General features: G+C 64.5%; 23 protein-coding genes and 1 other RNA gene. 18 read left to right on the top strand and 6 right to left on the bottom strand.

Annotation, left to right across the window (positions count from 1 at the left end; translation table 11 throughout):
* Window positions 1–76: 76 nt before the first annotated feature.
* On the top strand, window positions 77–1,066 hold the full coding sequence (locus tag DQG18_RS05405; RefSeq protein ID WP_157970013.1) for a cobalamin biosynthesis protein: 990 nt from the start codon (window positions 77–79) through the stop codon (window positions 1,064–1,066).
* A gap of 204 nt (window positions 1,067–1,270) precedes the next feature.
* Here DQG18_RS05405 and DQG18_RS05400 read toward each other — a convergent pair whose 3' ends face one another.
* On the bottom strand, window positions 1,271–1,999 hold the full coding sequence (locus tag DQG18_RS05400; protein WP_198669666.1) for a cobalt-precorrin-6A reductase: 729 nt from the start codon (window positions 1,997–1,999) through the stop codon (window positions 1,271–1,273).
* Between the two features lie 80 nt (window positions 2,000–2,079).
* Between DQG18_RS05400 and cobA the strand changes: the two genes are divergently transcribed.
* From cobA to cbiB, 4 genes are all read left to right on the top strand, one after another.
* Window positions 2,080–2,910 (top strand): uroporphyrinogen-III C-methyltransferase, encoded by an 831-nt coding sequence (gene cobA, locus DQG18_RS05395; protein WP_116653200.1) that lies wholly within the window; start codon window positions 2,080–2,082, stop codon window positions 2,908–2,910.
* 173 nt (window positions 2,911–3,083) lie between these two features.
* On the top strand, window positions 3,084–4,382 hold the full coding sequence (locus DQG18_RS05390) for a cobyrinic acid a,c-diamide synthase CobB (RefSeq protein ID WP_116653199.1): 1,299 nt from the start codon (window positions 3,084–3,086) through the stop codon (window positions 4,380–4,382).
* 193 nt (window positions 4,383–4,575) lie between these two features.
* Window positions 4,576–6,048 (top strand): cobyric acid synthase, encoded by a 1,473-nt coding sequence (locus DQG18_RS05385; RefSeq protein ID WP_116653386.1) that lies wholly within the window; start codon window positions 4,576–4,578, stop codon window positions 6,046–6,048.
* Window positions 6,045–7,004 carry an adenosylcobinamide-phosphate synthase CbiB gene (cbiB, locus tag DQG18_RS05380; protein WP_116653198.1) on the top strand — a complete coding sequence of 320 codons (960 nt, stop codon included), beginning with the start codon at window positions 6,045–6,047 and terminating at the stop codon, window positions 7,002–7,004. The genes DQG18_RS05385 and cbiB overlap by 4 nt, the downstream gene beginning before the upstream one ends.
* Before the next feature lie 147 nt (window positions 7,005–7,151).
* Here cbiB and cobU read toward each other — a convergent pair whose 3' ends face one another.
* Window positions 7,152–7,682 carry a bifunctional adenosylcobinamide kinase/adenosylcobinamide-phosphate guanylyltransferase gene (gene cobU / locus DQG18_RS05375; protein WP_116653197.1) on the bottom strand — a complete coding sequence of 177 codons (531 nt, stop codon included), beginning with the start codon at window positions 7,680–7,682 and terminating at the stop codon, window positions 7,152–7,154.
* 157 nt (window positions 7,683–7,839) lie between these two features.
* On the opposite strand from cobU, the gene DQG18_RS05370 reads away from it, so the two are divergent.
* From DQG18_RS05370 to DQG18_RS05350, 5 genes are all read left to right on the top strand, one after another.
* On the top strand, window positions 7,840–8,718 hold the full coding sequence (locus DQG18_RS05370) for a glucosamine kinase nucleotide-binding domain-containing protein (protein ID WP_157970012.1): 879 nt from the start codon (window positions 7,840–7,842) through the stop codon (window positions 8,716–8,718).
* 46 nt (window positions 8,719–8,764) lie between these two features.
* Window positions 8,765–10,246 (top strand): glucose-6-phosphate dehydrogenase, encoded by a 1,482-nt coding sequence (gene zwf, locus DQG18_RS05365; protein WP_116653195.1) that lies wholly within the window; start codon window positions 8,765–8,767, stop codon window positions 10,244–10,246.
* A 175-nt stretch (window positions 10,247–10,421) separates the two neighbouring features.
* Window positions 10,422–11,120 (top strand): 6-phosphogluconolactonase, encoded by a 699-nt coding sequence (pgl, locus tag DQG18_RS05360; RefSeq protein WP_116653194.1) that lies wholly within the window; start codon window positions 10,422–10,424, stop codon window positions 11,118–11,120.
* Between the two features lie 18 nt (window positions 11,121–11,138).
* Entirely contained in the window at window positions 11,139–12,953 is a 1,815-nt protein-coding gene (gene edd / locus DQG18_RS16485; RefSeq protein ID WP_116653193.1) for a phosphogluconate dehydratase, read from the top strand.
* Window positions 12,946–13,377 (top strand): GNAT family N-acetyltransferase, encoded by a 432-nt coding sequence (locus DQG18_RS05350; RefSeq protein ID WP_245958371.1) that lies wholly within the window; start codon window positions 12,946–12,948, stop codon window positions 13,375–13,377. The genes edd and DQG18_RS05350 overlap by 8 nt, the downstream gene beginning before the upstream one ends.
* A gap of 6 nt (window positions 13,378–13,383) precedes the next feature.
* On the opposite strand, the gene mgtE is transcribed toward DQG18_RS05350, so the two are convergent.
* Together mgtE and DQG18_RS05340 are read right to left on the bottom strand one after the other, a co-directional pair.
* Window positions 13,384–14,721 (bottom strand): magnesium transporter, encoded by a 1,338-nt coding sequence (gene mgtE / locus DQG18_RS05345; protein ID WP_116653191.1) that lies wholly within the window; start codon window positions 14,719–14,721, stop codon window positions 13,384–13,386.
* A gap of 711 nt (window positions 14,722–15,432) precedes the next feature.
* Window positions 15,433–16,212 (bottom strand): tetratricopeptide repeat protein, encoded by a 780-nt coding sequence (locus DQG18_RS05340; RefSeq protein ID WP_116653190.1) that lies wholly within the window; start codon window positions 16,210–16,212, stop codon window positions 15,433–15,435.
* A gap of 358 nt (window positions 16,213–16,570) precedes the next feature.
* On the opposite strand from DQG18_RS05340, the gene DQG18_RS05335 reads away from it, so the two are divergent.
* Window positions 16,571–17,917, top strand: coding sequence for a leucyl aminopeptidase family protein (locus tag DQG18_RS05335; RefSeq protein WP_116653189.1), 1,347 nt, complete (start codon window positions 16,571–16,573; stop codon window positions 17,915–17,917).
* A gap of 324 nt (window positions 17,918–18,241) precedes the next feature.
* Here DQG18_RS05335 and DQG18_RS05330 read toward each other — a convergent pair whose 3' ends face one another.
* Together DQG18_RS05330 and DQG18_RS05325 are read right to left on the bottom strand one after the other, a co-directional pair.
* Window positions 18,242–19,183, bottom strand: a complete 942-nt coding sequence (locus DQG18_RS05330; RefSeq protein WP_116653188.1) for a 2-hydroxyacid dehydrogenase — start codon at window positions 19,181–19,183, stop codon at window positions 18,242–18,244.
* 83 nt (window positions 19,184–19,266) lie between these two features.
* Window positions 19,267–19,929 (bottom strand): c-type cytochrome, encoded by a 663-nt coding sequence (locus DQG18_RS05325; protein ID WP_116653187.1) that lies wholly within the window; start codon window positions 19,927–19,929, stop codon window positions 19,267–19,269.
* Between the two features lie 220 nt (window positions 19,930–20,149).
* Here DQG18_RS05325 and DQG18_RS05320 point away from each other — a divergent pair, with 220 nt between their 5' ends.
* The 7 genes from DQG18_RS05320 to DQG18_RS05290 all read left to right on the top strand — a co-directional run bounded on the left by DQG18_RS05320 (window position 20,150) and on the right by DQG18_RS05290 (window position 26,163).
* A complete protein-coding gene (locus DQG18_RS05320) occupies window positions 20,150–20,983 on the top strand; it encodes a prephenate dehydratase (RefSeq protein ID WP_116653186.1) in 834 nt (277 codons plus the stop codon).
* A 124-nt stretch (window positions 20,984–21,107) separates the two neighbouring features.
* Window positions 21,108–21,202: signal recognition particle sRNA small type (gene ffs, locus DQG18_RS05315), an RNA gene on the top strand.
* Between the two features lie 30 nt (window positions 21,203–21,232).
* Window positions 21,233–22,984 (top strand): DNA polymerase III subunit gamma/tau, encoded by a 1,752-nt coding sequence (locus DQG18_RS05310; RefSeq protein WP_425454215.1) that lies wholly within the window; start codon window positions 21,233–21,235, stop codon window positions 22,982–22,984.
* Window positions 22,981–23,304: a YbaB/EbfC family nucleoid-associated protein gene (locus DQG18_RS05305; protein ID WP_116653184.1), complete on the top strand. Its 324-nt coding sequence runs from the start codon at window positions 22,981–22,983 to the stop codon at window positions 23,302–23,304. The genes DQG18_RS05310 and DQG18_RS05305 overlap by 4 nt, the downstream gene beginning before the upstream one ends.
* Before the next feature lie 298 nt (window positions 23,305–23,602).
* The gene (recR, locus tag DQG18_RS05300) at window positions 23,603–24,205 is read left to right on the top strand and encodes a recombination mediator RecR (protein ID WP_116653183.1); all 603 of its coding nucleotides are present in this window, start codon (window positions 23,603–23,605) and stop codon (window positions 24,203–24,205) included.
* 168 nt (window positions 24,206–24,373) lie between these two features.
* The gene (locus DQG18_RS05295; protein ID WP_116653182.1) at window positions 24,374–24,811 is read left to right on the top strand and encodes an FKBP-type peptidyl-prolyl cis-trans isomerase; all 438 of its coding nucleotides are present in this window, start codon (window positions 24,374–24,376) and stop codon (window positions 24,809–24,811) included.
* A gap of 143 nt (window positions 24,812–24,954) precedes the next feature.
* Window positions 24,955–26,163, top strand: a complete 1,209-nt coding sequence (locus tag DQG18_RS05290) for a GNAT family N-acetyltransferase (RefSeq protein ID WP_116653181.1) — start codon at window positions 24,955–24,957, stop codon at window positions 26,161–26,163.
* The last annotated feature ends 18 nt before the right edge of the window (window positions 26,164–26,181 follow it).

Below are 26,181 nucleotides of genomic sequence, written 5' to 3'. Positions count from 1 at the left end.
CATCGTTGCCCATGGGTCGTGCTTGGTGTAAACGGCAGATAAGCTGCCCTGTCCACTCAACTTTCAGCCGTCCCACGTGAAAACCCCGCTCGTCTTCTCGATGTCGCCAAAGGGCGACGAGATCGCCCGTCACGTGGCTCAGTTGCTCGGCTCGCCCGTCCATTTCCTGGGGCCGGGGCGCGGCAGCGCGGGCGAGATGGTGCGCACCGCTTACGCGGGCCGGGTGCCGATCGTCGGGGTGTGCGCCGCCGGGCTGATGATCCGGCTGATCGGGCCCGATATCGGCGAAAAGGCGGACGAGCCCCCGGTGCTGGCTGTTTCCGCCGATGGCAAGGTCGCCGTGCCGCTGCTGGGGATCCATCGCGGGGCCAACGCCCTTGCGCGCTGGATCGCCGACATGATGCGCGGCACCGCCGCCGTCACGTCGACCTCCGATACGCTCTACGATTTTTCCCTCGCCGATCCTCCACCGGGCTATGTCGTTGCAACCCCGGATCTGGTCAAGCCGGCCATGGCCGCGCTCCTGAAGGGCGAAAAGCTAAAGGTCGAGGGGCCCTCGGGCTGGCTTGAACTGGCCGGCTATCCCATTGCCGGGGACGGTGCGCTAAGGATTGTCGTGAGCGAAGAGGTGGCGGAGGAAGCCACGCTCCACGTTCACCCCAGAACCCTTGTTGCCGGGGTGGGCTGCACCAGCGCCGTGGGGGCGGAGGAGGTGATTTCGCTGATCGAGAAAACCCTCGCCGACCACCGCCTCGCCCCGCAGGCGCTCTCGGTGCTGGCAACGCTGGAAACGAAAAAATCCCACCCCGCCCTCGCTGCCGCAGCGGAGCATTTCGGCGTCCCGCTCCGCGTCTTTTCAAAGCGCGAGATCGAAAAGGAACGCCCCCGGCTCCAGACCCCTTCCGACGCGGTCGACGCGGCGATCGGTGTCGCCGGGGTCTGCGAGGCCGTAGCGCTCAAGGCGGGGCAATTGCTCGTTGCCAAGCAGAATTCCGCACAGGCCACCTGCGCCATCGGCAAGGCGGAGAGCCCGATCGATGCGGCCAGGTTCGGCAGGCCGGTTTAAGGCATTTCCCATTTGATGGAACCACCGAAGGTCCGGCGGTTGAGGAAGCGTCAGACTGGGCCCCGGCAATGAATACCGGGGTGACATTGCAGGTAGTGCAGGATCGGGCAAAAATCACCATTGTCATTCCGGGATTTATTCCCGGAATCTAGTGCGATCCGGCCTAAAAACTTTAGGCGTGCCGTTTATTGTCAGGACCGGAAGTCATCTAAAGCCGTTCAGCACCTCCTCGATACCGGCAACCGTCTCCGCCTCCGGCAATATAGGCCGCCTCACCATCACCACCTTCACCCCAAGCGCCGCCGCCGCCTCCAGTTTCGCGGCGGCCTGATCGCCGCCCGAGTTCTTGCTCACCAGATGCGTGATGCCGCGCGTCGCCATCAGTTCCGTTTCCCCGGCCACTGAAAATGGCCCTCGTGTCGCAACTATCTCCCATCCCAAGGGAACATCGTCTGGCACATCGATGACGCGCGCGATGAAGTGGCAATCGGTGCGCCCGGCGAACGCGCCGATTTCCTGCCGTCCGATAGTCAAGAGAGCCCGCGCGCCATCCGGCAACGCTCTGGCGGCTTCCGCAATCGTATCGACCTCGATCCACGCCGTACCGGCGGGCGCCACCCAGGCCGGGCGTTCGAGCCGGATCAGTGGCACGCCCGCTTCCGCGCTGGCGGCTACCGCGTTGGCCGAGATTCGTGCGGCGAAGGGATGGGTGGCGTCGATCAGCAGCGTAAAGCCGCCCGCGCGGAGAAAGGCCGCCAGCCCTTCTGCTCCTCCGAAGCCGCCGATGCGCACCTTGCCGGCGGGCAGGCGTGGCGTAGCCGTACGCCCGGCCAGCGAACTGGTCACGTCATGGCCCAGCGCCACGAGCCGACCGGCCAGTTGCCGCGCTTCGCCCGTGCCGCCAAGGATCAGGATGGTCTTGCGTTCGTTCATGGGTTCCGGCCCAAAAGGGGTATCCACATTTGCCCGGCAAGAACTATACATGGGCGGCCCCTTCGCCAAATGGAGAATCCATGTCCGGTTCCGGCCCAGCCCATTTCGCCCGCCTCGATGCCGCCGGTTTCCCAGCGTTCGAGCCCGGCCATGTGTGGCTCGTGGGCGCGGGGCCGGGGGCGCCGGGGCTGATCACGCTTCTGGGCTATCACGCGCTGGGGCAGGCGGACGCCATCGTTTATGACGCGCTGGTCGCCCAGGGTCTTCTGGACATGGCCAACCCGGAAGCGGAGCTGATCTATGCGGGCAAGCGCGGCGGCAAGCCCTCACCCAGACAGGCCGATATCTCCCTGCGGCTGGTGGAACTCGCCCGCTCGGGCAGGCGCGTGCTGCGCCTGAAGGGCGGCGATCCGTTCATGTTCGGGCGCGGCGGGGAGGAAGCGGGAACGCTGGCAAAAGCGGGCATCCCGTTCCGCATCGTGCCCGGCGTTACGGCCGGAATCGGCGGGCTGGCTTACGCGGGCATTCCCGCAACGCATCGCGACACCAATCATGCGGTGATCTTCCTTACCGGTCATGACGACACCGGCGACGTGCCGCAGGGCGTCGACTGGGCGGCGATCGCCAACGCCGCGCCGGTCATCGTCATGTACATGGCGGTCAAGCACCTCGCCTCGATCGCCGCCAAATTGCTCGCCGCCGGCCGCGACCCGCAGGACCGCCTCGCCATCGTCGCCCGCGCCACCGGGCCCGATCAGACGGTTATCGAAACAACGCTCGGTGAAGCGGGCGGGCTGGTGCAGGCGCAAGAGTTGCCGACGCCGGCGATCGTCGTCCTGGGGCCGGTCTCGAAATATCGCGAGCAGCTCGACTGGTATCTCGGCGCAAGGCGGGAGAACGATTTTGGATAGCTGCACCATCGCTGGCCCCTTCACCCCCAACCCCTCCCCCCCGAGGGGAGAGGGGGGCTCAAGAGTCGATATATCCACCGAATCCCCTTCTCCCCTCGTGGGAGAAGGTGGCCCGGCGAAGCCGGGTCGGATGAGGGGGCCGCGATGCCAACCCCACAACGCCGGGCGCAGCCATGCCCGCTAAAGCCCTCATCATCGCCGCCCCGCGCTCGGGATCGGGCAAGACCGCCATCACCCTCGGCGTGGCGCGCGCACTGGCGGAAAGGGGCAGGGCGGTGGCGCCCGCCAAGACAGGCCCGGACTATATCGACCCCGCCTTTCTCGCCGCCGCCGCAGGCTCGCCGGCCATCAATCTCGACCCCTGGGCCATGCCTCCCGCCATGCTCCGGGGGCTGGCAAAGGCGCATGGGAAGGGGCACGATCTCGTGCTGATCGAGGGCGTGATGGGACTGTTCGACGGGGCGATTTCGGGCGGAGGATCGACCGCCGATCTTGCCGCCACGCTCGCTCTGCCCGTCATCCTCGTCATCGATTGCGAACGGCAGGCCCAGTCGGTCGGCGCGCTGGCGAGGGGGTTCGCGACCTGGCGCGAGGACGTGCGGGTGGCGGGGGTCGTTCTCAACAAGGTCGCTTCCGACCGCCACGAGACCATGCTGCGCGCGGCTATCGGGGAGACCGGACTGCCGGTTCTCGGCGTCATCCCGCGCCGCGCCGATCTCGAATTGCCCGCGCGCCATCTGGGGCTGGTCCTGCCCGGTGACATCGAGGGGATCGAAGACTATCTCGCCCGCGCCGGAGCGGTGGCCGAAACCCATATCAACTTCGAGCTTCTGGACGCCATCGCCGAACCGCTCGATGGTTCCGGCACCATGCAGGCCCTGCCGCCGCTGGGCCAGACCATCGCGGTCGCGCACGACGCGGCCTTCGCCTTTGCCTACCCGCATATCCTTTCGGGCTGGCACGAGGCGGGCGCATCGATCCGCCTCTTTTCCCCGCTGGCCGACGAACCGGTCCCCGGGGATGCCGACGCCATATTCCTTCCCGGCGGCTATCCCGAACTGCACGCCGAAACGCTCGGCCATGCGAAAAAATTCACGCCTAGCCTCCGGGCGGCAAAGGATAGCGGGGCGCTGATCTACGGCGAATGCGGGGGCTTCATGGTGCTGGGCGAAACCCTTGCCGACCGCGATGGCAAGGTGCACCCGATGTCCGGCCTTTTACCCGTCCACTCCCGCATCGACCGGCCGAAACGCGTGCTGGGCTATCGCAGGCTCACCCACGCATCACCCTTGCCATGGCCGGAAAGGCTCAACGGACACGAGTTTCATTATTCCTCCGCCGGGCCTTCCGGTTTGCCTGTGTTGTTCGAGGCAAGAGACGCGGCAGGAGAGGCGCTGGCGCCGATGGGCGTGCAATCGGGGCGGGTGATGGGGTCTTATGCGCATGTGATTGCAGGGGAGACGTTCCGATGATCCCGTGCTCTTGGCTTCACCCCTCCCCAACCCTCCCCATCAAGGGGAGGGTGTTTCCTTTGCCTGGGTCTCTCCTACGCACAAGACCAGCACCTCCCCCCTTGTGGGGGACTTGCAAGCGGTTCCGGCAACGCCGGAACGCAGGGCTCCAGTGGAGCCCTGCGAGCGCAGCAAGGGGAGGGGGGGGGGCGCCATGACCGCCCGCGCACTGATGTTCATGGGCACGGGTTCCGATGTCGGCAAATCGCTGATCGTTGCCGGGTTGTGCCGCGCCTTTGCCAATCGCGGGCTGAGGGTCGCGCCCTTCAAGCCACAGAACATGTCCAACAACGCCGCCGTTACCGCCGATGGCGGGGAGATCGGGCGGGCGCAGGCCTTGCAGGCGCGGGCGGCGCGGCGGGAGCCGGTGACGGCGATGAACCCGGTGCTGCTCAAGCCAGAGCGCGAAACCGGCTCGCAGGTGGTAGTGCGGGGCAGGCGCGTCGCCTCGATGAGCGCGCGGGATTATTTCAGCAAACGCCAGACATTCATGCCCGACGTGCTGGCGGCCTTTTCCGAACTGGCGGGGAAAAACGATCTCGTGCTTGTCGAAGGCGCGGGCAGCGCGTCCGAGGTCAATCTGCGCGAGACCGACATCGCCAATTTCGGCTTCGCGCGCGCGGCAGGCGTACCGGTTGTCCTCATCGGGGATATTCACCGCGGCGGGGTCATCGCCTCGCTGATCGGGACGTTTGCGGTGATCGATCCGGAGGATGCAGAACTCGTCGCCGCTACGCTCATCAACAAGTTCCACGGCGATCCTTCCCTTTTCGATGACGGCAGGAAGCTGATCGCCGGGTGGACCGGTCAACCCTGCCTCGGCCCGATTCCCCATTTCGACCGCGCCCACCGCCTCCCTGCCGAGGACGTGCTGGGGCTGGAAACGTTTGGGGCAGCGGGGGGCGAAACGGTGATCGCCGTGCCCCGGCTCGAACGCATCGCCAATTTCGACGATCTCGATCCGCTCAAGCGCGAGCCGGGGGCAAGGCTGGTTATCGTCCAGCCCGGCCAGCCCATTCCGCGCGAGGCAAGGCTGGTCATCCTGCCCGGCTCGAAAGCAACGCGCGCCGACCTTGCGTTCATGCGGGCGCAAGGGTGGGACATCGATATCGCGGCCCATGTGCGAGCCAGCGGACACGTGCTGGGCATTTGCGGAGGCTATCAGATGCTGGGGCGGACCGTGGCCGATCCCGGGGGGCTGGAAAGCGCTTCCGGCGTCAGCGAAGGGCTGGGCCTTCTCGATGTACAAACCGTGCTCGGTCCGCAAAAGCAGTTGCGGCCCGAAAACGCCATCGATGCGATCTCCGGTCTGCCGCTTGCCGGCTACCACATGCATATGGGCACGACATCGGGCCCCGACACCGCCCGCCCCTTCGCCCATGTCGCGGGAGAGGCCGAGGGCGCGCGCGGGCCATCGGGGCGGGTGATGGGTACCTATCTCCACGGTCTTTTCGCCTCCGATGCGTTCCGGCGCGATTTTCTGGCCCGTCTGGGCATCGCCACCGATCCGCTATTGGATTTCGAGGCCGATATCGATGCAACGCTCGATGCGCTCGCGGCCCATATCGAAACCCATCTCGATCTCGACGCGCTGCTGGCGATGGCGCGGGAGCCGGTTATCGCATGAATTTGTGGGTGGCACTCATCGCGATGGGGTGCGAATGGCTGTTCGGCTACCCGCAAAGGCTGGTCGCCGCCATCGGCCATCCGGTGATGTGGATGGGCTGGCTGATCGACCGGCTGGAGGCTCGTTTCAACGACCCCGAACGCGACTTTGCCACCCGCAGAAGGGGAGGGATGATCGCGCTGGGCGTTGTCCTGCTGGCCGTGCTGGCTGCGAGTGGGGCGATCACCGTGCTTTTGCGTTCCCTGCCGTTCGGCTGGATCGGGGAGGCGGTGCTGGCCTCCGCGCTGCTGGCGCACAAGGGCCTGCATGACGCGGTGCTGCGCGTCGTTGCCCCGCTTCGGGCAGGCGACATCGCCGCCGCGCGCGAGGCGGTTTCCCATATCGTAGGGCGCGATACCTCAACGCTTGACGAGGCCGGTGTGGCAAGGGCGGCCATCGAGACGCTGGCGGAAAACGCATCGGACGGGGGCATCGCGCCGCTCTTTTATCTCGTCCTTTTCGGCCTGCCCGGCGCTGCGCTCTACAAGGCCATCAACACCGCCGATTCGATGATCGGGCACCGCTCGGAACGCTACGAAGCCTTTGGCTGGGCGGCGGCAAGGCTCGACGATCTGGTCAATTTCCTCCCCGCCCGCCTGACCGCCGGCTTCCTGATCGTCATGGCCCGGGACAAGACCATCGCATTTGAAGCTGCAAGGCGCGATGCGCGCCATCACGCCTCCCCCAATGCGGGCTGGCCTGAAGCGGCGATGGCGGGCGCGCTCGGTATCGGGCTGGGCGGGCCGCGCGCCTATCAGGGCCGAATGCTCGATCTTGCGCCGATGGGACGCGGGCGGCGCGACCTTGGCGCAGAAGATATTGTTCGCGCAATCGGGCTCTATAAGCGGGCATTGTTCGCTGTTTGGACTCTGTTGGGCGGGGCCTCGCTCGTCTGGTGGTGGCTTTTGGCCTCATAACTGAACGAATTGTACGGATTGCGTTCAATTCGTTCAGTTATTTTTTGCGGGTTGAGGTTTGGCGGCCTCAGGACATATCTTAAGGGCAATGGAGCCGGGGGCGCATAACAGGGGCACCGATCCACCCGGGCCAATCGCATGTCTCCCTCAGATCTCGGGCGCGGTTCCCTTGACCACCACGGGAATCCCCGCCACCACGAAATAGACCGACCCGCAGGTTTCGGCGAGCCGCTGGTGGGCCGTGCCGGCGAGGTCGCGGAAGGAGCGGGCGAGGGGGTTGTCGGGGACGATGCCCAGGCCCACCTCGTTGGAAACGAGGATCACCCGGCTCGATTCGATCCCTTCGAGCATTTCGACAAGGCTTTCGACCTCGTCGGCAACGTCGCGTTCCATGCTCAAGAGATTGGTGATCCACAGCGTCAGGCAGTCGACGAGGATCACGTCATGGGTCTGGGCGGCGGCGAACAGGCTCTGGGCAAGCTCCATCGGCTCCTCGATGGTCGCGAACCGGCCCTCGCGCTGGCGCTGATGGGCGGCGACGCGTTCGGCCATCTCGTCGTCCAGCGCCTCGGCGGTGGCGAGATAGGCCGGGTGTGAGCCCAGCCGCATGGCAAGGCGCTCGGCCAGCGTCGTCTTGCCGGACCGCGCGCCGCCCAGCACCAGAATGTGTTGGCTCATGGTCAAATCCGCTCCAGATTCCAAGGTAAACGCCCGGCAGGCTTGCCCGTTCCTGCGCTTGGGTTCAAGGTGTTCGCGCAATTACGATTTGACCATATAATACTTTTGTCTTAGTCCCGTGTCATGTCCGCGACCGCCATCAGGGGAGCCATCGCGATTGCCGCACTATTATCTCGGAGTTGACGGCGGCGGCACCAACTGCCGCGTGCGCCTCGCCGATACCGAACTCAATATCATCGCCGAAGTGTCCGGCGGGCGCGCCAACCTTCAGCTCGAAGGGGGCGAGATGGCTTATCGCTCGATCACCGACGGCACGCGCGAGGTGTTCGCAAAGGCCGGGCTCGACCTTGCCGAGACGGCGAGGACCCATGCCTGCTTCGGCATGGCCGGGGGGCGGCTGATATCGGCGCGTGAAGCGTTCACGCAGCGCGGCTGGCCCTTTGCGAGCGTTTCGGTTTACGACGACATCGACATCGCCCGCGCCGGCGCCCATGAGGGCAAGGACGGCGCGGTGATCATCGTGGGCACCGGCTCGGCCGGTCTGGCGCTCGTAAAAGGCGAACGGTTCCAGGTCGGCGGCTGGGGATTTCACATCGGGGACCAGATGTCGGGCGCCATTCTGGGCCGGGAACTCGTGCGCTACGCGGTTGAGGCCAGGGACGGGCTGGTGGAAGGATCGCCCCTTACCGATGCCGTCATCGAACGGCTCGGCGGATCGCTCGATGCGGTAATGGGCTGGAGCTTCGATGGCCGCCAGCCCGCCGACTACGGCGCGCTGATGCCCATGCTGGTCGAATATTTCGAGGATGGCGATTCGGTCGCTGCGAAAATGATCGAGATCGAGCTTGGTCATATCGACCGCTACGTCGCCTATTTCAAAAAATGCGGTGCGCATTCGCTGGCCGTCGTGGGTGGTTTCGGGCACCGGCTGATGCCGTTGCTCGAAGCGCGCCATGGCGACTATGTGTGCATGCCCCGCAGAGAACCGCTACACGGTGCGCTCATTCTGGCCCGCCAGAATGCCGCATCGGCATAGGGTCTATCCGATCCTGAACCCTTTAAAGCCGGAGGCTTCGAGCCCAGTGTCTGCACGCATCATTCCCGTTACCCCATTCGACTATGTGGTGTTCGGCGCCACGGGCGATCTTACCCGGCGCAAGCTGATCCCGGCGTTGTTCCATCGCTTTTACGATGGGCAGTTCGACGAGCGATCGCGCATCATCGGGGTGTCGCGCTCGAAGCTCTCGGACAAGGATTTCCAGAAATTCGCCCGCGACGCGGTGACCGAGTTCGTCGAGAAGGAATATCAGGACAAGGCGATCATGGAAAAGTTCGTGTCGTGCTTTTCCTATGTGCCCAACGATGTCGGCGACAGGGAGAAGTGGACCGATCTCGACGGCGCGTTGCGCGACGATCCAGAAATCGTGCGCGCCTTCTATCTTGCGGTGGCCCCCTCGCTGTTTGGGCCGATCTGCGCCTATCTCGACGAAAAGGGCTACTGGCGGCGCGACGCGCGGGTGGTGGTGGAAAAGCCGCTGGGCAACGATCTGGCCTCCTCCATGGAGATCAACGACGCGATCTCGGAGGTTTTCGCCGAGGATCAGGTCTACCGGATCGACCATTATCTGGGCAAGGAAACGGTCCAGAACCTTCTGGCCCTGCGCTTTGGCAACGTGCTGTTCGAGCCCATCTGGGACGCCGCCCATATCGACCACGTGCAGATCACCGTCGCCGAGGAAGTGGGCGCGGGCACGCGCGGCTATTACGATGAATCGGGCGCGCTGCGCGACATGGTCCAGAACCACATGATGCAGCTTTTGTGCCTTGTTGCGATGGAGCCGCCCGCCTCGGACAATGCGAACGCGCTGCGCGACGAAAAGCTCAAGGTCCTGCGTTCCCTAAAGCCGATCGCCGGGGACAGCGTCACGAAGTTTACGGTGCGCGGCCAGTACAAGGGCGGGGCGGTCAATGGCGGCTCGGTCGCCGGCTATCAGGACGAATTGCCCGAGGAAAAGAAGGGCTCGAGGACCGAGACCTTTGCCGCCATCAAGGCCGAGGTCGAGAACTGGCGCTGGGCGGGCGTGCCGTTTTATCTGAGGACGGGAAAGCGGCTGGGCGACCGGGTGTCGGAAATCGTCATCCAGTTCCGCTCGATCCCCCATTCGATCTTCGACCACGCCGAGGGCGCGCCCAGGGCCAACAAGCTGGTCATCAGGCTCCAGCCCGACGAGGGCGTGAAGCTCTTTTTGATGATCAAGGACCCCGGCCCCGGCGGCATGCGGCTGCGCGAAGTGCCGCTGAACCTCTCCTTTGCCGAAACGTTCACCGAAAGGACGCCCGAAGCCTATGAGCGGCTCTTGATGGACGTCATCCGCGGCAACCAGACCCTTTTCATGCGCCGCGACGAACTGGAAGCCGCCTGGCGCTGGATCGACCCGATCCGCGAAGCCTGGGACAACGCCACGGACGCGCCCCAGACCTATACGGCGGGCACCTGGGGCCCGACCGGCTCGGTGGCACTCATCGAGCGTGACGGACGGACCTGGCACGAAACGGCGGATTGAGCGGTGACCGGCGCCTTCGGCGCCGCCCCCTCACCCCAGCCCCTCTCCCACGGGGGGAGAGGGGGGCGGATGTTGCCACCCCACAGGTTCCCTTCTCCCCTCGTGGGAGAAGGTGCCCCGAAGGGGCGGATGAGGGGGCAGCGATGCTTGCTGACGAAAAACAAGGACAAGAAAAATGACCATCGAACGCAATGTTTTTTCCACCAAGGACAAGCTGGCCGAAGCGCTGGCGGAGGCGGTGGCGGACAATCTCGTTGCCGGGATCGAAAAACGCGGCGCGGGTTCGCTTGCCGTATCGGGGGGCTCGACGCCCCGGAAATTTTTTGAAGCACTCGCCCGGCGCGAGGATATAGATTGGGAGCTTGTGACCGTCACGCTGGTCGACGAGCGCTGGGTCGATGATTCTTCGGACCGGTCCAACGCAAGGCTGGTCAAGGATACCCTCTTGCAAGGCCCTGCCGCCGCCGCGCGGTTCATTCCGCTTTATGCAGGCGGCCCGGAGCCCGACGCGATGGGTATCGACAAGGCCAATCTTGCAGTTGCCGCCGCCCCGGCGCCGTTCGACGCGGTCATTCTGGGCATGGGCACCGACGGGCACACGGCGTCGTTCTTTCCCGGCGGAGATGCGCTGGAGGCGGCCCTGTCGGATGAGGGGCCGCTTGTTGGCATCCGCGCACCGGGCGCGGGCGAGCCGCGCGTCACCTTCACCCTGCCGCGCCTGCTCGACACCGGCGCGCTCTATCTCCATATCGAGGGCGAGGAAAAGGCGAAAGTTCTCGACAAGGCCCTCGAAACCGGCCCGGTGGACGTCATGCCCGTCCGCGCCGTTCTCTCGCAATCGATCATGCCCGTTCAACTCTACTGGTGTCCCTGACCTCGCAAGGAGGCTCCAATGACCGTCAAAGCTGCAATCAAGGACGTGACGGACCGCATCGCGGCCCGCTCCGAAATCTCGCGCCGGGATTATCTCGACCGGCTTGAAAAAGCGCGCGACAAGGGTGTGCACCGCGGCGTGCTCTCCTGCGGCAACCTCGCGCACGGTTTTGCCGCCTGCGGCCCGCGCGACAAGGCGGCGCTGGCCGGGGACATCATCCCCAATCTGGGCATCATCACTTCTTACAACGACATGCTGTCGGCCCATCAGCCTTATGAAACGTACCCGGCGCTCATCAAACAAGCGGCGCGCGAGGCGGGCGGGGTGGCGCAGGTGGCGGGCGGTGTGCCCGCCATGTGCGATGGCGTGACCCAAGGGCAGGCCGGCATGGACCTGTCGCTCTTTTCGCGCGATCTGATCGCCATGGCCGCCGCCGTGGGCCTGTCGCACAACATGTTCGATTCGGTGGTGTACCTGGGTATCTGCGACAAGATCGTGCCCGGCCTCCTGATCGCCGCGCTGACCTTCGGGCATCTGCCCGCCGTCTTCATCCCCGCCGGGCCGATGACCACGGGCCTGCCCAACGACGAAAAGGCGCGCGTACGCCAGCTTTACATGGAAGGCAAGGTGGGGCGGGCCGAACTGCTCGAAGCCGAGAGCAAATCCTATCACAGCCCCGGCACCTGCACCTTTTACGGCACGGCCAACTCCAACCAGATGCTCATGGAAATCATGGGCCTGCACCTGCCCGGTTCGAGCTTCATCAACCCCGGCACGCCGCTGCGCGACGCGCTGACCAAAGCCGCCACCAAACGCGCGCTGGCCATCACCGCGCAGGGCAACGAATATACCCCCGCCGGGCACATCATCGACGAAAAAGCCATCGTCAACGGGCTTGTGGGCCTGCACGCAACGGGCGGCTCGACCAACCACACCATGCATTTGATCGCCATGGCCAGAGCGGCGGGGCTGCACGTGACGTGGGACGATATGTCGGCGCTGTCCGACATCGTGCCGCTGCTGGCGCGCGTCTATCCCAACGGGCTGGCGGACGTGAACCATTTCCATGCGGCGGGCGGTGTGCCCTTCCTCATCCGCGAACTGCTCGACGCAGGCTATCTGCACGACGATGTGACCACCGTCTGGGGCAAGGGGCTGGAAGCTTATACCAAGGAACCACGCTTTATCGGCGAGGAACTGAGCTACGAGCCCGCCCCCAGGGAGAGCGGCAATCCCAAGGTGCTGACCACCGCTTCGGCGCCCTTTTCGCCCAATGGCGGGCTAAAGCTCCTTTCGGGGAATCTCGGCAAATCGGTCATCAAGGTTTCAGCGGTCAAGCCGGAAAATCAGGTCATCGAAGCCCCGGCCCGCGTCTTTCACACACAGCAGGGTTTGCAGGACGCCTTCAAGGCAGGCGAATTGACTTCCGATTTCATTGCAGTGATCCGTTTTCAGGGCCCCAAGGCCATCGGCATGCCCGAACTGCACAAGCTCACCCCCACGCTGGGCGTGCTGCAGGATCGCGGGCTCAAGGTGGCGCTGGTGACCGACGGGCGCATGTCGGGCGCTTCGGGCAAGGTACCCGCCGCGATCCACCTGACCCCTGAGGCGGCGGATGGCGGGCCGATCGCCAAGATCCGCGATGGCGACATGCTCCGGCTCGATGCCGCGGCCGGAACGCTCTCCTATCTGGGCGACGAGCACGCTTTCCTCGCGCGCACCCCGGCCTCGGAAAATCTCGAGGAGGCGCATCACGGCATGGGGCGCGAACTGTTCGCCGGTTTCCGCCAACTCGTCGGTGCGGCGGACAGGGGGGCGAGCGTTTTTGCCTGACCTCACCATCCTCGCGGTCCCGGTCTTCTCCCCGCTGGCCAATCTGGGCTTTGCGCTCCGGCGCGAGGTGTTCGTCATCGAGCAGAAGGTGCCCCAGGACCTCGAGATCGACGCCGAGGACATGACCGCAACCCATATCGTGGGGATAGCCGATGGGGCGGTGGTTACGGTGCTGCGCGTGCTCTGGAAGGGGGATCACGCCAAGATCGGACGCGTGGCGGTGGCCGAGTCCCATCGCGGGCTGGGGCTGGGCGCGGAGATGATCCGCTTTGCGGTGACCCACGCCGCCGGCAAGGGGCAGGAGTGCTGCTACCTCGAATCCCAATCCGACAAGGTGGGATTTTACGAGCGTCTGGGGTTCATCGCTTATGGCGATGAGTTCATGGACGCCGGGATTCCGCATCGGAAAATGCGCAATTATTGAGCCGTTTCAGAACAACGCCATCCGTGCGATCGAGAAATAGATCACCACACCCACGATGTCGCAGATCGAGGTGACCAGCGGGCCCGAAGCGGTTGCCGGGTCGAGCTTGAGCCGTGTGAGGATGAATGGCAGCGTCATGCCGATCAGCGAACCGGCCAGCACGATCAGGATCATCGAGACCGACACCACCCCCGCGATCTCGATGCCGCCGCGCCAGGCGCCGATGCCGTAGATCGCCACCGCCATGGTGAGCCCCAAAAGCAGTGCCACCAGCGTCTCGCGGCCCAGCATCCGGCCCCAGTCCTTGGTGCGGACATCGCCCGTGGCCATGGCGCGCACCATGAGGGTCGCGGCTTGCGCCCCGGCATTGCCGCCCGAGGCGATGAGGAGCGGCAGGAAGAACAGCAGGGCCAGATGAGCGGCGATCGTGTCCTCGAAATAGGCGATCCCTGCGCCCGAAAAGATATTGCCGAACACCAGCAGCACCAGCCACGCCACCCGCGCGCGGTAGAGCATGAAGATCGTCGCCTGCTTGATACCTTCCGCAAGACCGGTGACCGAGCTCGATTTGTGAAAATCTTCGGTGGCCTCTTCCTGAAGAACGTCGAGCGCGTCGTCATGGGTGACGATGCCCACGATCCGGCCATCCGCATCGATGACCGGCAGGGCAAGCCGGTCATAGTGCGCGATCTTGCGGGCGACCTCTTCCTGGTCCTCATCGACCCGCACTGCGAGCGTATTGCGCTCCATGATCTTTTCGATCCTGGTTGCCGGAGCAACGAGGATCAGGTCCTGCAGGCGCACGGACCCCGCAAGCTTGCGGTCCTCATCGACCACATAGGCGCGGTAGATGGTCTCCTTTTCAGGCGCTTCGAGCCGCAGCTTGTCGAGGGCCTGCCGGGCGGTCAGCTCGGGTGTGAGCACCGCATAATCGGAAGTCATGATCGACCCGGCGGTGCCCTCCTCATAGGAGGCAAGACGGCGGATGTCCTCGCGTTCGGCATGGGAGAGCGCCGGAAGCAGCGCCTCCCGCTCCCTTTCGGAGAGTGCATTGAAAAGGTCGGCCCGGTCGTCCGAATCCATTTCCGTCACGATTTCGGCAAGGCGCTTGCGCGGCACGCAATTGGCAAGCTCGACCTGCAGGTCACGGTCGAGATAACCGAAAACCTCGGACTGCCGGGGCAAATCGAGCATGTCGAGCACCTGCCAGTCTATGTCGGCGGGGTGGTCGGTGATGAATTGGGCAATGTCAGCGGCGTGCTGGTTTGCGAGAAATTCGCGGTTGATGCGGGCATCGGCATCCGAACCGGATTCAAGCTCGCGGGCGAGGGTATCGAAGGTCATAGGGCACCTCGGTTGATTCCGCGCCGTCCTTTACGAACGGCGACCGAGGCGGCGGGCTTAACCCGGAAAGCTCAGACGCAGCGCGTAAGGGGCGACACCATTTACGGTCCAGATACGACTGGAAGGGTCGTCCATCGGGTTAAAGTCTCTAGTTGTTTCAACGATTTGACACGCGCGGCACACAGCCATGCACACCACGGCCCTTATGACGCAGCTTGCCGTCACAATCAAGGTCTTCGGAGAACAGCGCCTGATTAAGAGCGCCTAACAGAACCAGAGACGGCCACGACGCGCGCAATTTGTTCAGCCCGCAAGGCGCCGCGTGCAGCCGATACCAAGGTATCGGCAAGCGCGGGAACGCAGCGGATGGACAAATTCCGCGCGCCGCAGGTGGGGTTTGGACGGCCGCCTGCCGTGTCCAGTCGCTTGGCGATACCCCGGTATCGCCCGCGCGCCTGTCCTTGCATCCGACTCGTCCAAACCCCATCGTGGCCATCTCTGGTTCTGTTAGGCGCTCTAAATGCCTGACGTCGTTGATGCTGGCACCGCAGCACCCCTCACCCCCAACCCCTCTCCCGCAAGGGGAGAGGGGGGCTCGTAAGCTGAGGCACCCCCGGGAATCCCTTCTCCCCTTGCGGGAGAAGGTGGCCGGAGCGAAGCGGAGGTCGGATGAGGGGTGCGGAGATGCCAGCCGGGGGAGCTTGGCTTTGCCTACCCCGCTATGTCCCCCCTGATCGCCTCCCAGCGGTTCTGCTGGGTCAGCATGGCGCGGATGTAGTCCATGTTGGCGCTCACCGCATCGGGTGGCAGTTCGGCGGCGTAAAGGGTGCGGGCTTCATCGAAGCGGCCCTGCAGCCCCACGACCAATGCAAGGTTCTGGCGCACCCGCGTCGAGGCGCCGGGCAGCGCTACGGCCTGCCGCAAGTGGCTTTCGGCCTGGGGCAGTTCGTTGGTCATGGCATAGGAAAGACCCAGATTGGCGTGAAGGCCCGGCTGATGGGGCGCCAGCAGCAATGCCTGGGAATAGGCCTGCCGGGCCAGCGCGTGTTCACCCATCTGGTCGAGAACGGCACCCCGGACCGAGAGCGCGTCCCAATCGGGCGCCACGGGGTTGATCGCCTGATCGACGACGTTGAGCGCCTGGGTGAAGCGGCCTTCGCTGGCGAGGGCTCGCGCATAGGCGAGGCTGACATCGGCGTCGGTGCCGTATGCGGTCATCAGGTTTTCCATCACCGCGATGGCCTGTGCGTTCTGCTGGGCGGCGCGCAGGGCGGCGGCGTAATGGATGCCCAGCGCCTTGTTGCGTGGATCGGCGCGATAGCGCGCGGCAAGATCGGCCACGCTCGCCTGGATCTGGGGGCCGGAAAGATTGGAATAGTCGGCGTTGACGGCCTGCCCCGCGCGGTTGGCCGCGCAGGCCGAAAGGATCAGCGCGGCGGCGCCAGCCACAACCAGTGTCCGCACCATGCGGGAAAGCGGGGCAAGCCCCATCGCACACTCCTGATCGGTAACAAGAACGCCCCGGGCAAGGGCGGCTGTTCACTTGGCGAGAAGTAAATTATTAACCCTAACAGGCGGTTAAAACGGCCAGTGCCGCGATTGCCCGTGCGGGCGCGGCGCGTTAGCTTATGGCGACGTCAGATTTGGCTGGCATCGCAGCACCCCTCACCCCCAACCCCTCTCCCTCAAGGGGAGAGGGGGGCTCAAAAGCCGCAATATCCGCAGGGTCACCCTTCTCCCCTTGAGGGAGAAGGTGGCCGGAGCGAAGCGGAGGTCGGATGAGGGGTGTTGCGATGACTGCCGGGGAAGCCGAAGACCAACGAACCAAAGTGAAATGGATGCCTTGCCCATGACCGCCACACGCCCCATCACCTGCATATTCGAGGACCGTTTCGAGGCCACCCCGCTTGAGGGGGCCGTGCGGCAATGGGCGAAGGCCAACGGGTTCGGGGGCCAGCAGGGCAAGCTTCTGGCCCTTCCCGGCGCGGACGGCACGCTCAAGGGGTATCTGTTCGGCATGGGCGCATCGGCCGAACCCGCGCCCCTGGTGCTCGGGCTCGCCGCGGCCGCGCTTGTCCCCAGCAGCTATCGGCTCGAAGGCGATTATGGCGACCCGACGCGCGCCGCGCTGGCCTTCGCGCTGGGCGCCTACCGGTTCGGCCGCTATGCCTCCCGGCCCGAGGCGCCGGTGCTTGAGTTGCCCGAGGGGGCGGACGGTGCGGAAGTCGCCCGGCTGACCGAAGCGGGAACGATCGCGCGCAACCTCATCAATACGCCTGCAAACGATCTCGGCCCTGAGCATTTCGAGGCATGGGTCCGCCATTTTGCCCGGGCGCGCAAGATGGAGGTCACGGTCATCGCGGGTGATACGCTGATCGACGAGAATTTCCCCATGATCCACGCGGTGGGTCGGGCCAGCGCCGCGCCGCCGCGCCTGATCGATCTCTCGTGGGGGCAGGCAAACCATCCAAAACTGACGCTGGTGGGCAAGGGCGTGACCTTCGATACCGGCGGGCTCAATATCAAGCCGGGCTCGGGCATGGCGCTGATGAAAAAGGACATGGGCGGGGCCGCCAACGTGCTCGGCCTTGCTCACGCGATCATCGATGCAAGGCTCAAGGTCCGCCTGCGGGTGCTGCTGCCCATCGTCGAGAACGCGATTTCGGGCGCATCTTTCCGCCCCGGCGACGTGCTGCAATCGCGTAAAGGGCTGACCGTCGAGATCGGCAACACCGATGCCGAAGGCCGCCTCATCCTTGCCGATGCGCTGGCGCTGGCCGACGAGGAAAACCCCGATCTCATCATCGATATGGCCACGCTGACTGGTGCGGCCCGCATCGCGCTTGGCCCCGAACTGCCCCCGCTATACGCGCGCAACGAGGAACTGGGCCGCAAGATCGTTGAGGCGGGGCTGGCGGAGGACGATCCGGTCTGGCCCATGCCGCTCTGGAAAGGTTACGAGAAAATGCTGGCCTCCAAGATCGCCGATGTGAACCACATCACCAGCGCCCCTATGGCCGGTTCGGTTACGGCGGCCCTGTTCTTGCAAAAGTTCGTCGATCCGGGAACCGATTGGGTCCACCTCGACATCTTCGGGTGGGCCCCCGAGGCCCGCCCCGGCCGCCCCTTCGGCGGCACCGATCAGGGCATCAGGTCGCTTTATGCGGTGTTGAGGGAGAAATACGGCACGGCATGAGTCCACGTGACCTGATTTCCTCCCAATCCGTCATCACCCGGTTTATCCAGAACGTATTAGGTTTTCGTGGAATCGCTAGGCTTCCACGCTTGTGGAAGCCCTGCACTGGACCCCGGTAATGAATACCGGGGTGACATGGGAGAGACGGTTAAATCCGCAAAAAACCAGGTGTCATTCCGGGATTTATTGCCAGAACGATGCCGCCGCCATCATAATGCTGGCTGTTTTCATCAATACTGACGCGCTCTAACGCTCCGGAGAGCTTGATTGCCCGGACAGCGCCGGGCAACCACTGAGAAGGTATTGGAGTGAACGAGGTTGGCCTCAATACCCCCGCTTCCGGTCCACCACATTGCGCAGGGGCTGACCGGCTTCGTGGTCCTTGAGCATCTGGCTGAAATATTCGACGCCCGAACGCTCGTTGGAGATCGCGGCGATGTGGGGGGTGATGAAGCAGGTCTTGAGGTCCCAGAGCGGGCTGTCCTTGGGGAGCGGTTCGACCTCGAAGACGTCAAGGCTGGCCGCGGCAAGCGTTCCGTCTTCCAGCGCTGCGGCGATATCGGCTTCCTTCTGATGCCCGCCGCGCGCCGCGTTGATGAGCGCCGGCCCGCCGACCAGCGGCCCGCGCCGGAGTTTCTTGAAGGTGTCCATGTTGAGGATGCCGTGCGTTTCGGGGGTCAGCGGCAAGAGGCACACGAGGATATCCGTGCGCGCAAGGAAGGCATCGAGCTGGCCGTCGCCCGCAAACGTCTCGACGCCCTCCACCTCTTTCTTGCTCCGGCTCCATCCGCAGACGTCGAACCCGATGACCTTGAGCTTTTCCGCCGCGTCGAGCCCCAGCGTGCCGAGCCCCATGATGCCGACCGAGATTTCCGATGAGGCGGGCGGGTAGAACTGGTTCCAGACCTTTGCTTTCTGGTGCGCGGCGTAGCGCGTGAAAAGCCGCTGGTGCATCATCACATTGGCGATCACATAGTCGCTCATGCAATGGGTGAGTTCCTTGTCGACGAACCGGACGATGGGCACGTCCGGCAATGCGGGGTGCTGCATCAGCGCATCGACCCCCGCGCCCAGCGAGAGAATGGCCTTGAGGTTGTCCATGCCCTCGAAGGCGTCCGCCTCCGGCTTCCAGGCAAAGACATAATGGATGGCCTTGGGGTCGTAATCATCCGAGCGCAGGAACACCGGATAGCCGGGCAGGGCGCCCCGAAATCCTTCCGCCCAGGCTTTTTCATTGACGCCCGTAAGATGGATGAGCAGCGCCATTGTATCCTCCCGCAAATAAAAAGAGCCGAACGAATTTCGCACGGCTCCTTGTTGATTTCAAATGAAGCTGTCCGCCTCGCCGATCAGTTGCCGGGCTGGTCGATTTCTTCCTCGGCGCTCGGCGTATCTTCGGTATCGATGACAGGGGCGTCGTCGGCGGGTGCCGCATCATCGCCGCTCTCTTCTGCCGCGGGAGCCTCGGCCTCGGGCAGCGGATAGGGATCGTCGGACAGCGAGCGCAGGAAGGCGATGAGATTGGCGCGGTCCATCGGGTTGGACAGACCGGCAAAGGTCATCTTGGTGCCCGGTGCATAGGTGCGGGGCGACTCAAGGAAGCCATCGAGATGCTCGTAATCCCAGACTTCGCCAGCAGCGCCCATTTCGGTCAGGATGTCCGAATAGGCAAAACCTTCGTGATGGGCGATCTCTTGCCCCACGATATCGTGGATGCCGGGCCCGGTGCGGTTGGCGTTCTCGGGCGAGTAGTCGTGGCAGGACTGGCAGCGGTTGATCAGGCTCTGGCCCGCTTCGGGCGTTGCCGTCTGCATGCGTACGGCAATGGGCTCAACCCCGGGCGCCTCGGCCACTTCGGTCGTTTCGCCGGCTTCGGGCTCGGGCAGAAGGTAGGTCGAACCGCGATTTTCGATCGGGCGATAAACCTCGTCGGCGATGAAGCCCACGCCCATGACGAAAACCAGCGTGCCAAGAATGGCGCCGAAAATCTTGTTGAGTTCGAATGAATTCATAATCTCGGTCTCTCCGTACCGTTACCCGCCGGCGCCGGCAGATCAGCAAAACCTGCCCGCGCGCGGACCTTATAATAGAAGCTTTGGCCCGTGCAACCGGGATCATCCAGATGCGACAATTCCCCCCGAGCCCTAACCCAAAGCGCCCCTTTGTGCAATTGACTTGAACGCCGCAAGGGTCAATAGAACGGGCCTTTCCAAAACTGCCGGGACAATCGACATGGGCCGCAAGATCGCATTTCAGGGAGAACTGGGCGCATTCAGCCACGCAACGGCCGTTGCCGTCTTCCCCGATGACGAGCCGCTGCCCTGCGTCACCTTCGAGGAGACCATCGGAGCGGTGCAGTCCGGCACGGCCGATTACGCCGTGGTGCCGGTGGAAAATTCGCTCTATGGCCGCATCGCCGATATCCACCACATCCTGCCCGAAAGCGGGCTTTACATCATCGGGGAATATTACCTGCCGGTGCGCATGAACCTTCTGGCCGTGCCCGGCGCAACGCTCTCCGATATCAAGGCCGTCCAGTCGCTGTCGGTGGCGCTGGGCCAGTGCAGGACCTTTATCAAGAAGCACAATCTGCGCACGATCAACGCGGTGGACACCGCCGGCTCGGCCCGCGAGATCGCAAGCAAGGCCGACAGGTCGGTGGCGGCGATCGCCTCGCGCTTTGCCGCCGATATCTATGGGCTCGACGTGCTCGCCGAAAATATCGAGGACGCGGCGCACAACACCACGCGCTTTCTCATCATGTCGCGCGAACCCCGAACGCCCAAATCAAACGGGCAGAAGGTCAAGACGACTTTCGTTTTCCGCGTCCGCAACGTGCCCGCCGCGCTCTACAAGGCCATGGGCGGGTTCGCGACGAACGGCGTCAATATGACCAAGCTGGAAAGCTACATGGTGGGCGGCTCATTCACCGCCACCCAGTTCTATGCCGATATCGAGGGCCATCCCGACGACCAGAACGTCAAATACGCGCTTGAGGAACTGGGGTTCTTCTCGGACCACATCAAGCTGCTGGGGGTGTACCCGATCGCCGATTCGGCGCCGTGATCAGACGTCAGAAATCAGAAGCCAGGTATCAGAAGGTACTCCTCTGATACCTGATACCTGATACCTGTATTCTGACTTCTGCTCCCTCTTGCAATACCCCTTTCTATGCCGCACATAGGGTCCGGGAGGTTGGTGGCGGACGAACCGCTCGCCAACCGGGTCAGGTCCGGAAGGAAGCAGCCCTAACGAGTACGGCGCGGGTCGTTGTCAGCCTCCCACTTATCGGCCACTCTAACCGCCGATTCAGCGATTCCCTCACAGCGATATGCGATGGCGACCCCCGAGACCCCACAGACGCCGTATAAGGTTCTGGCCAGAAAGTACCGGCCATCGAGCTTTGAAAGCCTTGTGGGGCAGGACGCCATGGTCCGCACGCTGGGCAACGCCTTTGCGTCTGGCCGCATCCACCACGCCTTTATCCTCACCGGCGTGCGCGGTGTGGGCAAGACGACGACGGCCCGCATCCTTGCGCGCGCCTTCAACTATGCCGACGAGAGCGGGGCGCACCCAACGCTCGATCTTTCAAAACCGGGGCTCCACTGCGCCGAGATCATCGCGGGCACCCATGTCGATGTGATGGAGATGGACGCCGCGTCCAACACCGGCATCGATTCGATCCGCGAAATCAATGCCATGACCCGCACCCCGCCGATGAGCGCGCCCTACAAGGTGTTCATCATCGACGAAGTGCACATGCTCTCGACCTCGGCCTTCAACGGACTGCTGAAGACCCTCGAAGAGCCGCCCCCTTATGTGAAGTTCATCTTCGCCACCACCGAAATCCGCAAGGTGCCGGTGACGATCCTGTCGCGTTGCCAGCGCTTCGATCTGCGCCGCATCGCGCCCGAGGTGATGGCGGACTATCTGGGCGGGCTGCTCGAAAAGGAACAGGTTTCGGTCGAGCCCGAGGCGCTGGCCATGATCGTGCGGGCGGGCGAGGGTTCGGTGCGCGATTGCCTGTCGCTGACCGACCAGGCCATCGCGCATGGCAATGGCGCGATCACCGCACAGGCGGTGCGCGACATGCTGGGGCTGGCCGACCGCGCGCGGGTGGTGGACCTTTTTGAAAAGCTCATGGGTGGCGACATCGCCGCTGCGCTCGATGAGGCGCGCGGGCTTTACGATTCGGGTGCCGACCCTGCGACCATTGTTACCGATCTTGCCGAATTCACCCATCTGGTCACCCGCATCAAGATCGTGCCTGCGGCGGCCAACGATCCCGTGCTGACCCCCGACGAGCGGACGCGCGGGGCCGAATTTGCCCAAAAACTGGGGTTGAGAATCCTGACGCGCACATGGCAAATTCTTTCGCGCGGCCTTGCCGAGATCGCCCAGTCGGCCAACGGTTTGCAGGCCGCCGAAATGGTGCTGATCCGGCTGGCCTACGCCGCCGACCTGCCAAGCCCGGACGAGCTGATCGAAAAGCTCGGCGCGCAGGGAAGCGATGCGCCTTCTTCTAGCCCCACCGCCTCGCCGCCCTCCAATGGCGGCGGCTATCAGACCCGCGCCCAGGCCGCCCCTCTCGCCAGCCGCCAATATGCGCCCGCCCCGCAGCCCCAGCCTGCCGCGCTCGCCAACCCGCGCACCTATGCCGAACTGGTTGCGCTGGCAGGCGAAAAGCGTGACGTGATGCTCAAGCATGCGCTCGAAGCCGACATGAAGCCGGTGACCTTCGAGGTGGGACGCATCGAGGTGGCCATGGTGCCCGGTGCCAACAACGCCATCGTGCCCGTGCTTCAGGCCCGCCTCAAGGAATGGACCGGAAAGCCGTGGTTCGTCACCATCTCGAACCGCGAGATCGACGGGCCCACCTTGCGTCAGGCGCGGGAAGCCCAGGAGGACGACGCGCGGTCCGAGGCCCTGCGCGACCCGCTGGTCAAGGCCGTGATGGAAACCTTTCCCGGCGCGCGGCTGGTCAATATCAGGACACGCAGCCACCACGAAGACGAGGCTGATGCGCACGGCCAAGATATCCCGCTCGACCCGGAGGACGACCAATGAAAGACATCATGGGCATGATGCAGAAGGCCCAGGAATTCCAGAAAAAGGCGCAGGACATCCAGGCCGAAGCCGCCGCGACCCTTGTTGAAGGGAACGCCGGGGCGGGCATGGTGACCGTCTCGATGACCGCCCGGGGCGAGTTGCGGGGGGTCAGGATCGACCCTTCGCTGCTCAAGCCCGAGGAGGCCGAGATCGTCGAGGACCTGCTGGTCGCCGCCCACGCCGATGCGCGGCGCAAGGGCGAGGAATTCATGACGCAGAAAATGAACGAAATTACCGCCGGCCTGCCCATCCCGCCGGGGATGAAGCTTCCTTTCTGATGGCGATGAAGTCCTCCGAGCCCGCCCGAATACCTTCCGTCACCGTCAGGGTTGGCGCTCATGGATTCGCGCGCGTGGCTTCACCCCTCCCCAGCCCTCCCCATCAAGGGGAGGGTGTTTTCTTTGGACTCTTGGGAGATGGCGAAAGGGGTGGCCCCACGGTTCCCCTTCTCCCCTCGTGGGAGAAGGTGGGCTTTCGCGCAAGCGAAAGGTCGGATGAGGGGGGTGCGATGTTACCCCGAGGACAAATTTCGACGGGGGCCCGTTCCGTTTCGTTCAGCTCCGAGGCCTCCTGACCATGTCCCACGCATCCGGCGGGCCGGAGATCGAGCAGCTTATCCAGCTTTTGTCGCGGCTTCCGGGGCTGGGGCCGCGGTCGGCGCGGCGGGCGGTTTTGCATCTGATCAAGAAAAAAGAGCAGTTGATGGTGCCGCTCTCGGCGGCGCTCGATCGCGCCGTCGAGGCGGTGAAGGTGTGCCAGACCTGCGGCAATATCGATACGATCTCGCCCTGTACGATCTGCGCCGATCCGCGCCGCGCCGAATCGGGCCTGCTGATCGTTGTCGAGGACGTTGCCGATCTCTGGGCGCTCGAGCGGGCGGGGGTGGGGCCGGTGCGCTATCACGTGCTGGGCGGGGTGCTGTCTCCGCTCGACGGGGTGGGCCCCGACGATCTTTCCATCGATGCACTGGCGCGGCGGGCCGCCGACTACAGCGAGATCGTCATCGGCGTCAACGCCACGGTCGAGGGGCAGACCACGGCCCATTACATCACCGACCGGCTCGCGGGAACCGGCGTCAAGGTCACCCGCCTTGCCCATGGCGTGCCGGTGGGCGGCGAGCTCGACTATCTCGATGAGGGCACGCTGGCCCAGGCGCTGAAGGCCCGCACCAGTTTCTAGAGCTTCGATAAAATGACCGGCGGGCGGTTTACATCGCGCGCTCGCCCCCTACATTGGGAGCCGCATGGCGCGAACCGGGCGGTTCGCGTCCATTTTCGCCGGGCAGGACAGTGCTGGCCATTGCGCCCGTCGTGCCCCGAGCAAACACAAGCCCAAAAAGGACACAGCATGACCCAGGCAAAGCACGGGGACACTGTGCGTATTCACTATACTGGCCGCCTCACTGACGGCACCCAGTTCGATTCCTCGCAAGGCCGCGAGCCGCTGGAGTTCCAGCTCGGTTCCGGCCAGATCATCAAGGGCCTCGACGCGCAGGTGCAGGGCATGGCCGTCGGCGACAGCGCGACGGTTTCGATCCCGGCGGATGACGCCTATGGCCCCCACCGGCCCGAAGCGGTCCAGACCGTGCCGCGCGACCGCATTCCGCCCAGCATCGACCTCAGCATCGGCGCGCGCCTGCAGGCGACCGGCGGCGATGGCCAGCCGATGCAATTGACGGTTGTCGGGGTGGACGACGCCGAGGTCACGGTCGACGCCAATCATCCACTGGCCGGCAAGGACCTCGTGTTCGACGTCGAACTCGTCGAGGTCGTCGCGGCCGCCTGACGGCACGGTTCGCCGCTCTTTATTGTCGGGGTTATCGGATCTTTAACCAACAGGTCCGATAGCCCGCCCCGCACGGCGCAAGGTTCAGGCTTAGATAGGAAATTTCCGTCATAGTTCCCGGAACGGACGAAAGACAGGGAACGATGACAACCCAGGCCCTTACCGATGCGCCGATGACCTTTTCCCACTCCGCCCTTGCGGCGGAAGGGTTGACCGTGTCGGTCTTTTTCGGCCTTGCCGAAGCCGAGCCGGTCTGGCGCGCGCTCCAGACCCGCGCGACGATGACGCCCTATCAGCGCTTTGAGTGGATTTCCGCCTATTGCAGCGCCGGGTTCGACCTTCCCGATACTATCGCCATTGTGGTCATTTCCGAGGGCGCGAGGCCGGTGGCGCTCATGCCGTTCGGTATTTCGCGGCGGTTCGGGGTGCGCATCGCGCAACTGATCGGCATGCCGATCTCCAATTCCGACGCGCTGGTTTACGACCCCGCTTATGCCGCACGGCTGACGCCCGAGGTGCTCGGGGACGCGCTTGGCGCGCTCAACAGGGCCAGGGCGCGGGCCGATCTGGTTTCCTTCCATTGTCTCGTGCCCGAGTGGCAGGGTCACGCCAATCCGCTGCTCGCCTTCCCCCATGTGCCGGCGCCCAACAATCTTTATCTTGGTACGCTCGACACCGGCGATGGCCTGTTTATCGATGAGGCGCTTCCACACAAGCGCCGCACCAATATCCGCCGCTCGCGGCGCCGGCTCATCGAGGGGCATGGCGAACTTTCGGTGCGCGCCGCGGCCAGCGTGGCGGAGGTCGAACGCATCCATGCCGTCTTTCTCGACCAGCGCGCCCGGCGCTTCAGGAAGATGGGGGTCGAGAACATCTTCGCCCAAGCACCGTTCCAGACCCTGTTCCGTTCGCTTGCGATCGCATCGCTGGGGAATGAAAAGCCCATTTTCCGCTATCACGCGCTTTATGCGGGCGACGAGATTCTTGCCACGAGCCTGGGGGTGACGACCCCCACCCACTATTCGCAATATATCAATTCGACCGCCGATGGCCCGGCGGCCAAATATTCGCTGATGGGGGTGATGCTCTCGTTCCTCATCGACGACCTGCGCCGGGACGGCGTCGGCTCGTTCGACATGGGCCTGGGCGATTTCGACTACAAGACGGACTGGACCAAGGCAACGACCGTTTATGACAGCGTGATCCCGGTTTCCCTCGCCGGCCGCCTCGTCGCGCCATTGCTTCTTGCGGCACGCCGCCTCAAGCGCACCATCAAGCAGACCCCGGCCCTCTGGGCCATCGCCCGCCACATTCTGGCGCTCAGAACCCGGGCAATAACGGGAAAGGGTTAGCGTTTTTGATTTATCGCG

Origin of the sequence: Pelagibacterium sediminicola (assembly GCF_003390885.1) — a bacterium.
In the GTDB taxonomy this organism is placed as follows: domain Bacteria; phylum Pseudomonadota; class Alphaproteobacteria; order Rhizobiales; family Devosiaceae; genus Pelagibacterium; species Pelagibacterium sediminicola.
The sequence above is the reverse complement of the archived record's forward strand: the minus strand, read 5'-3'. Positions and strand labels throughout refer to the sequence as shown.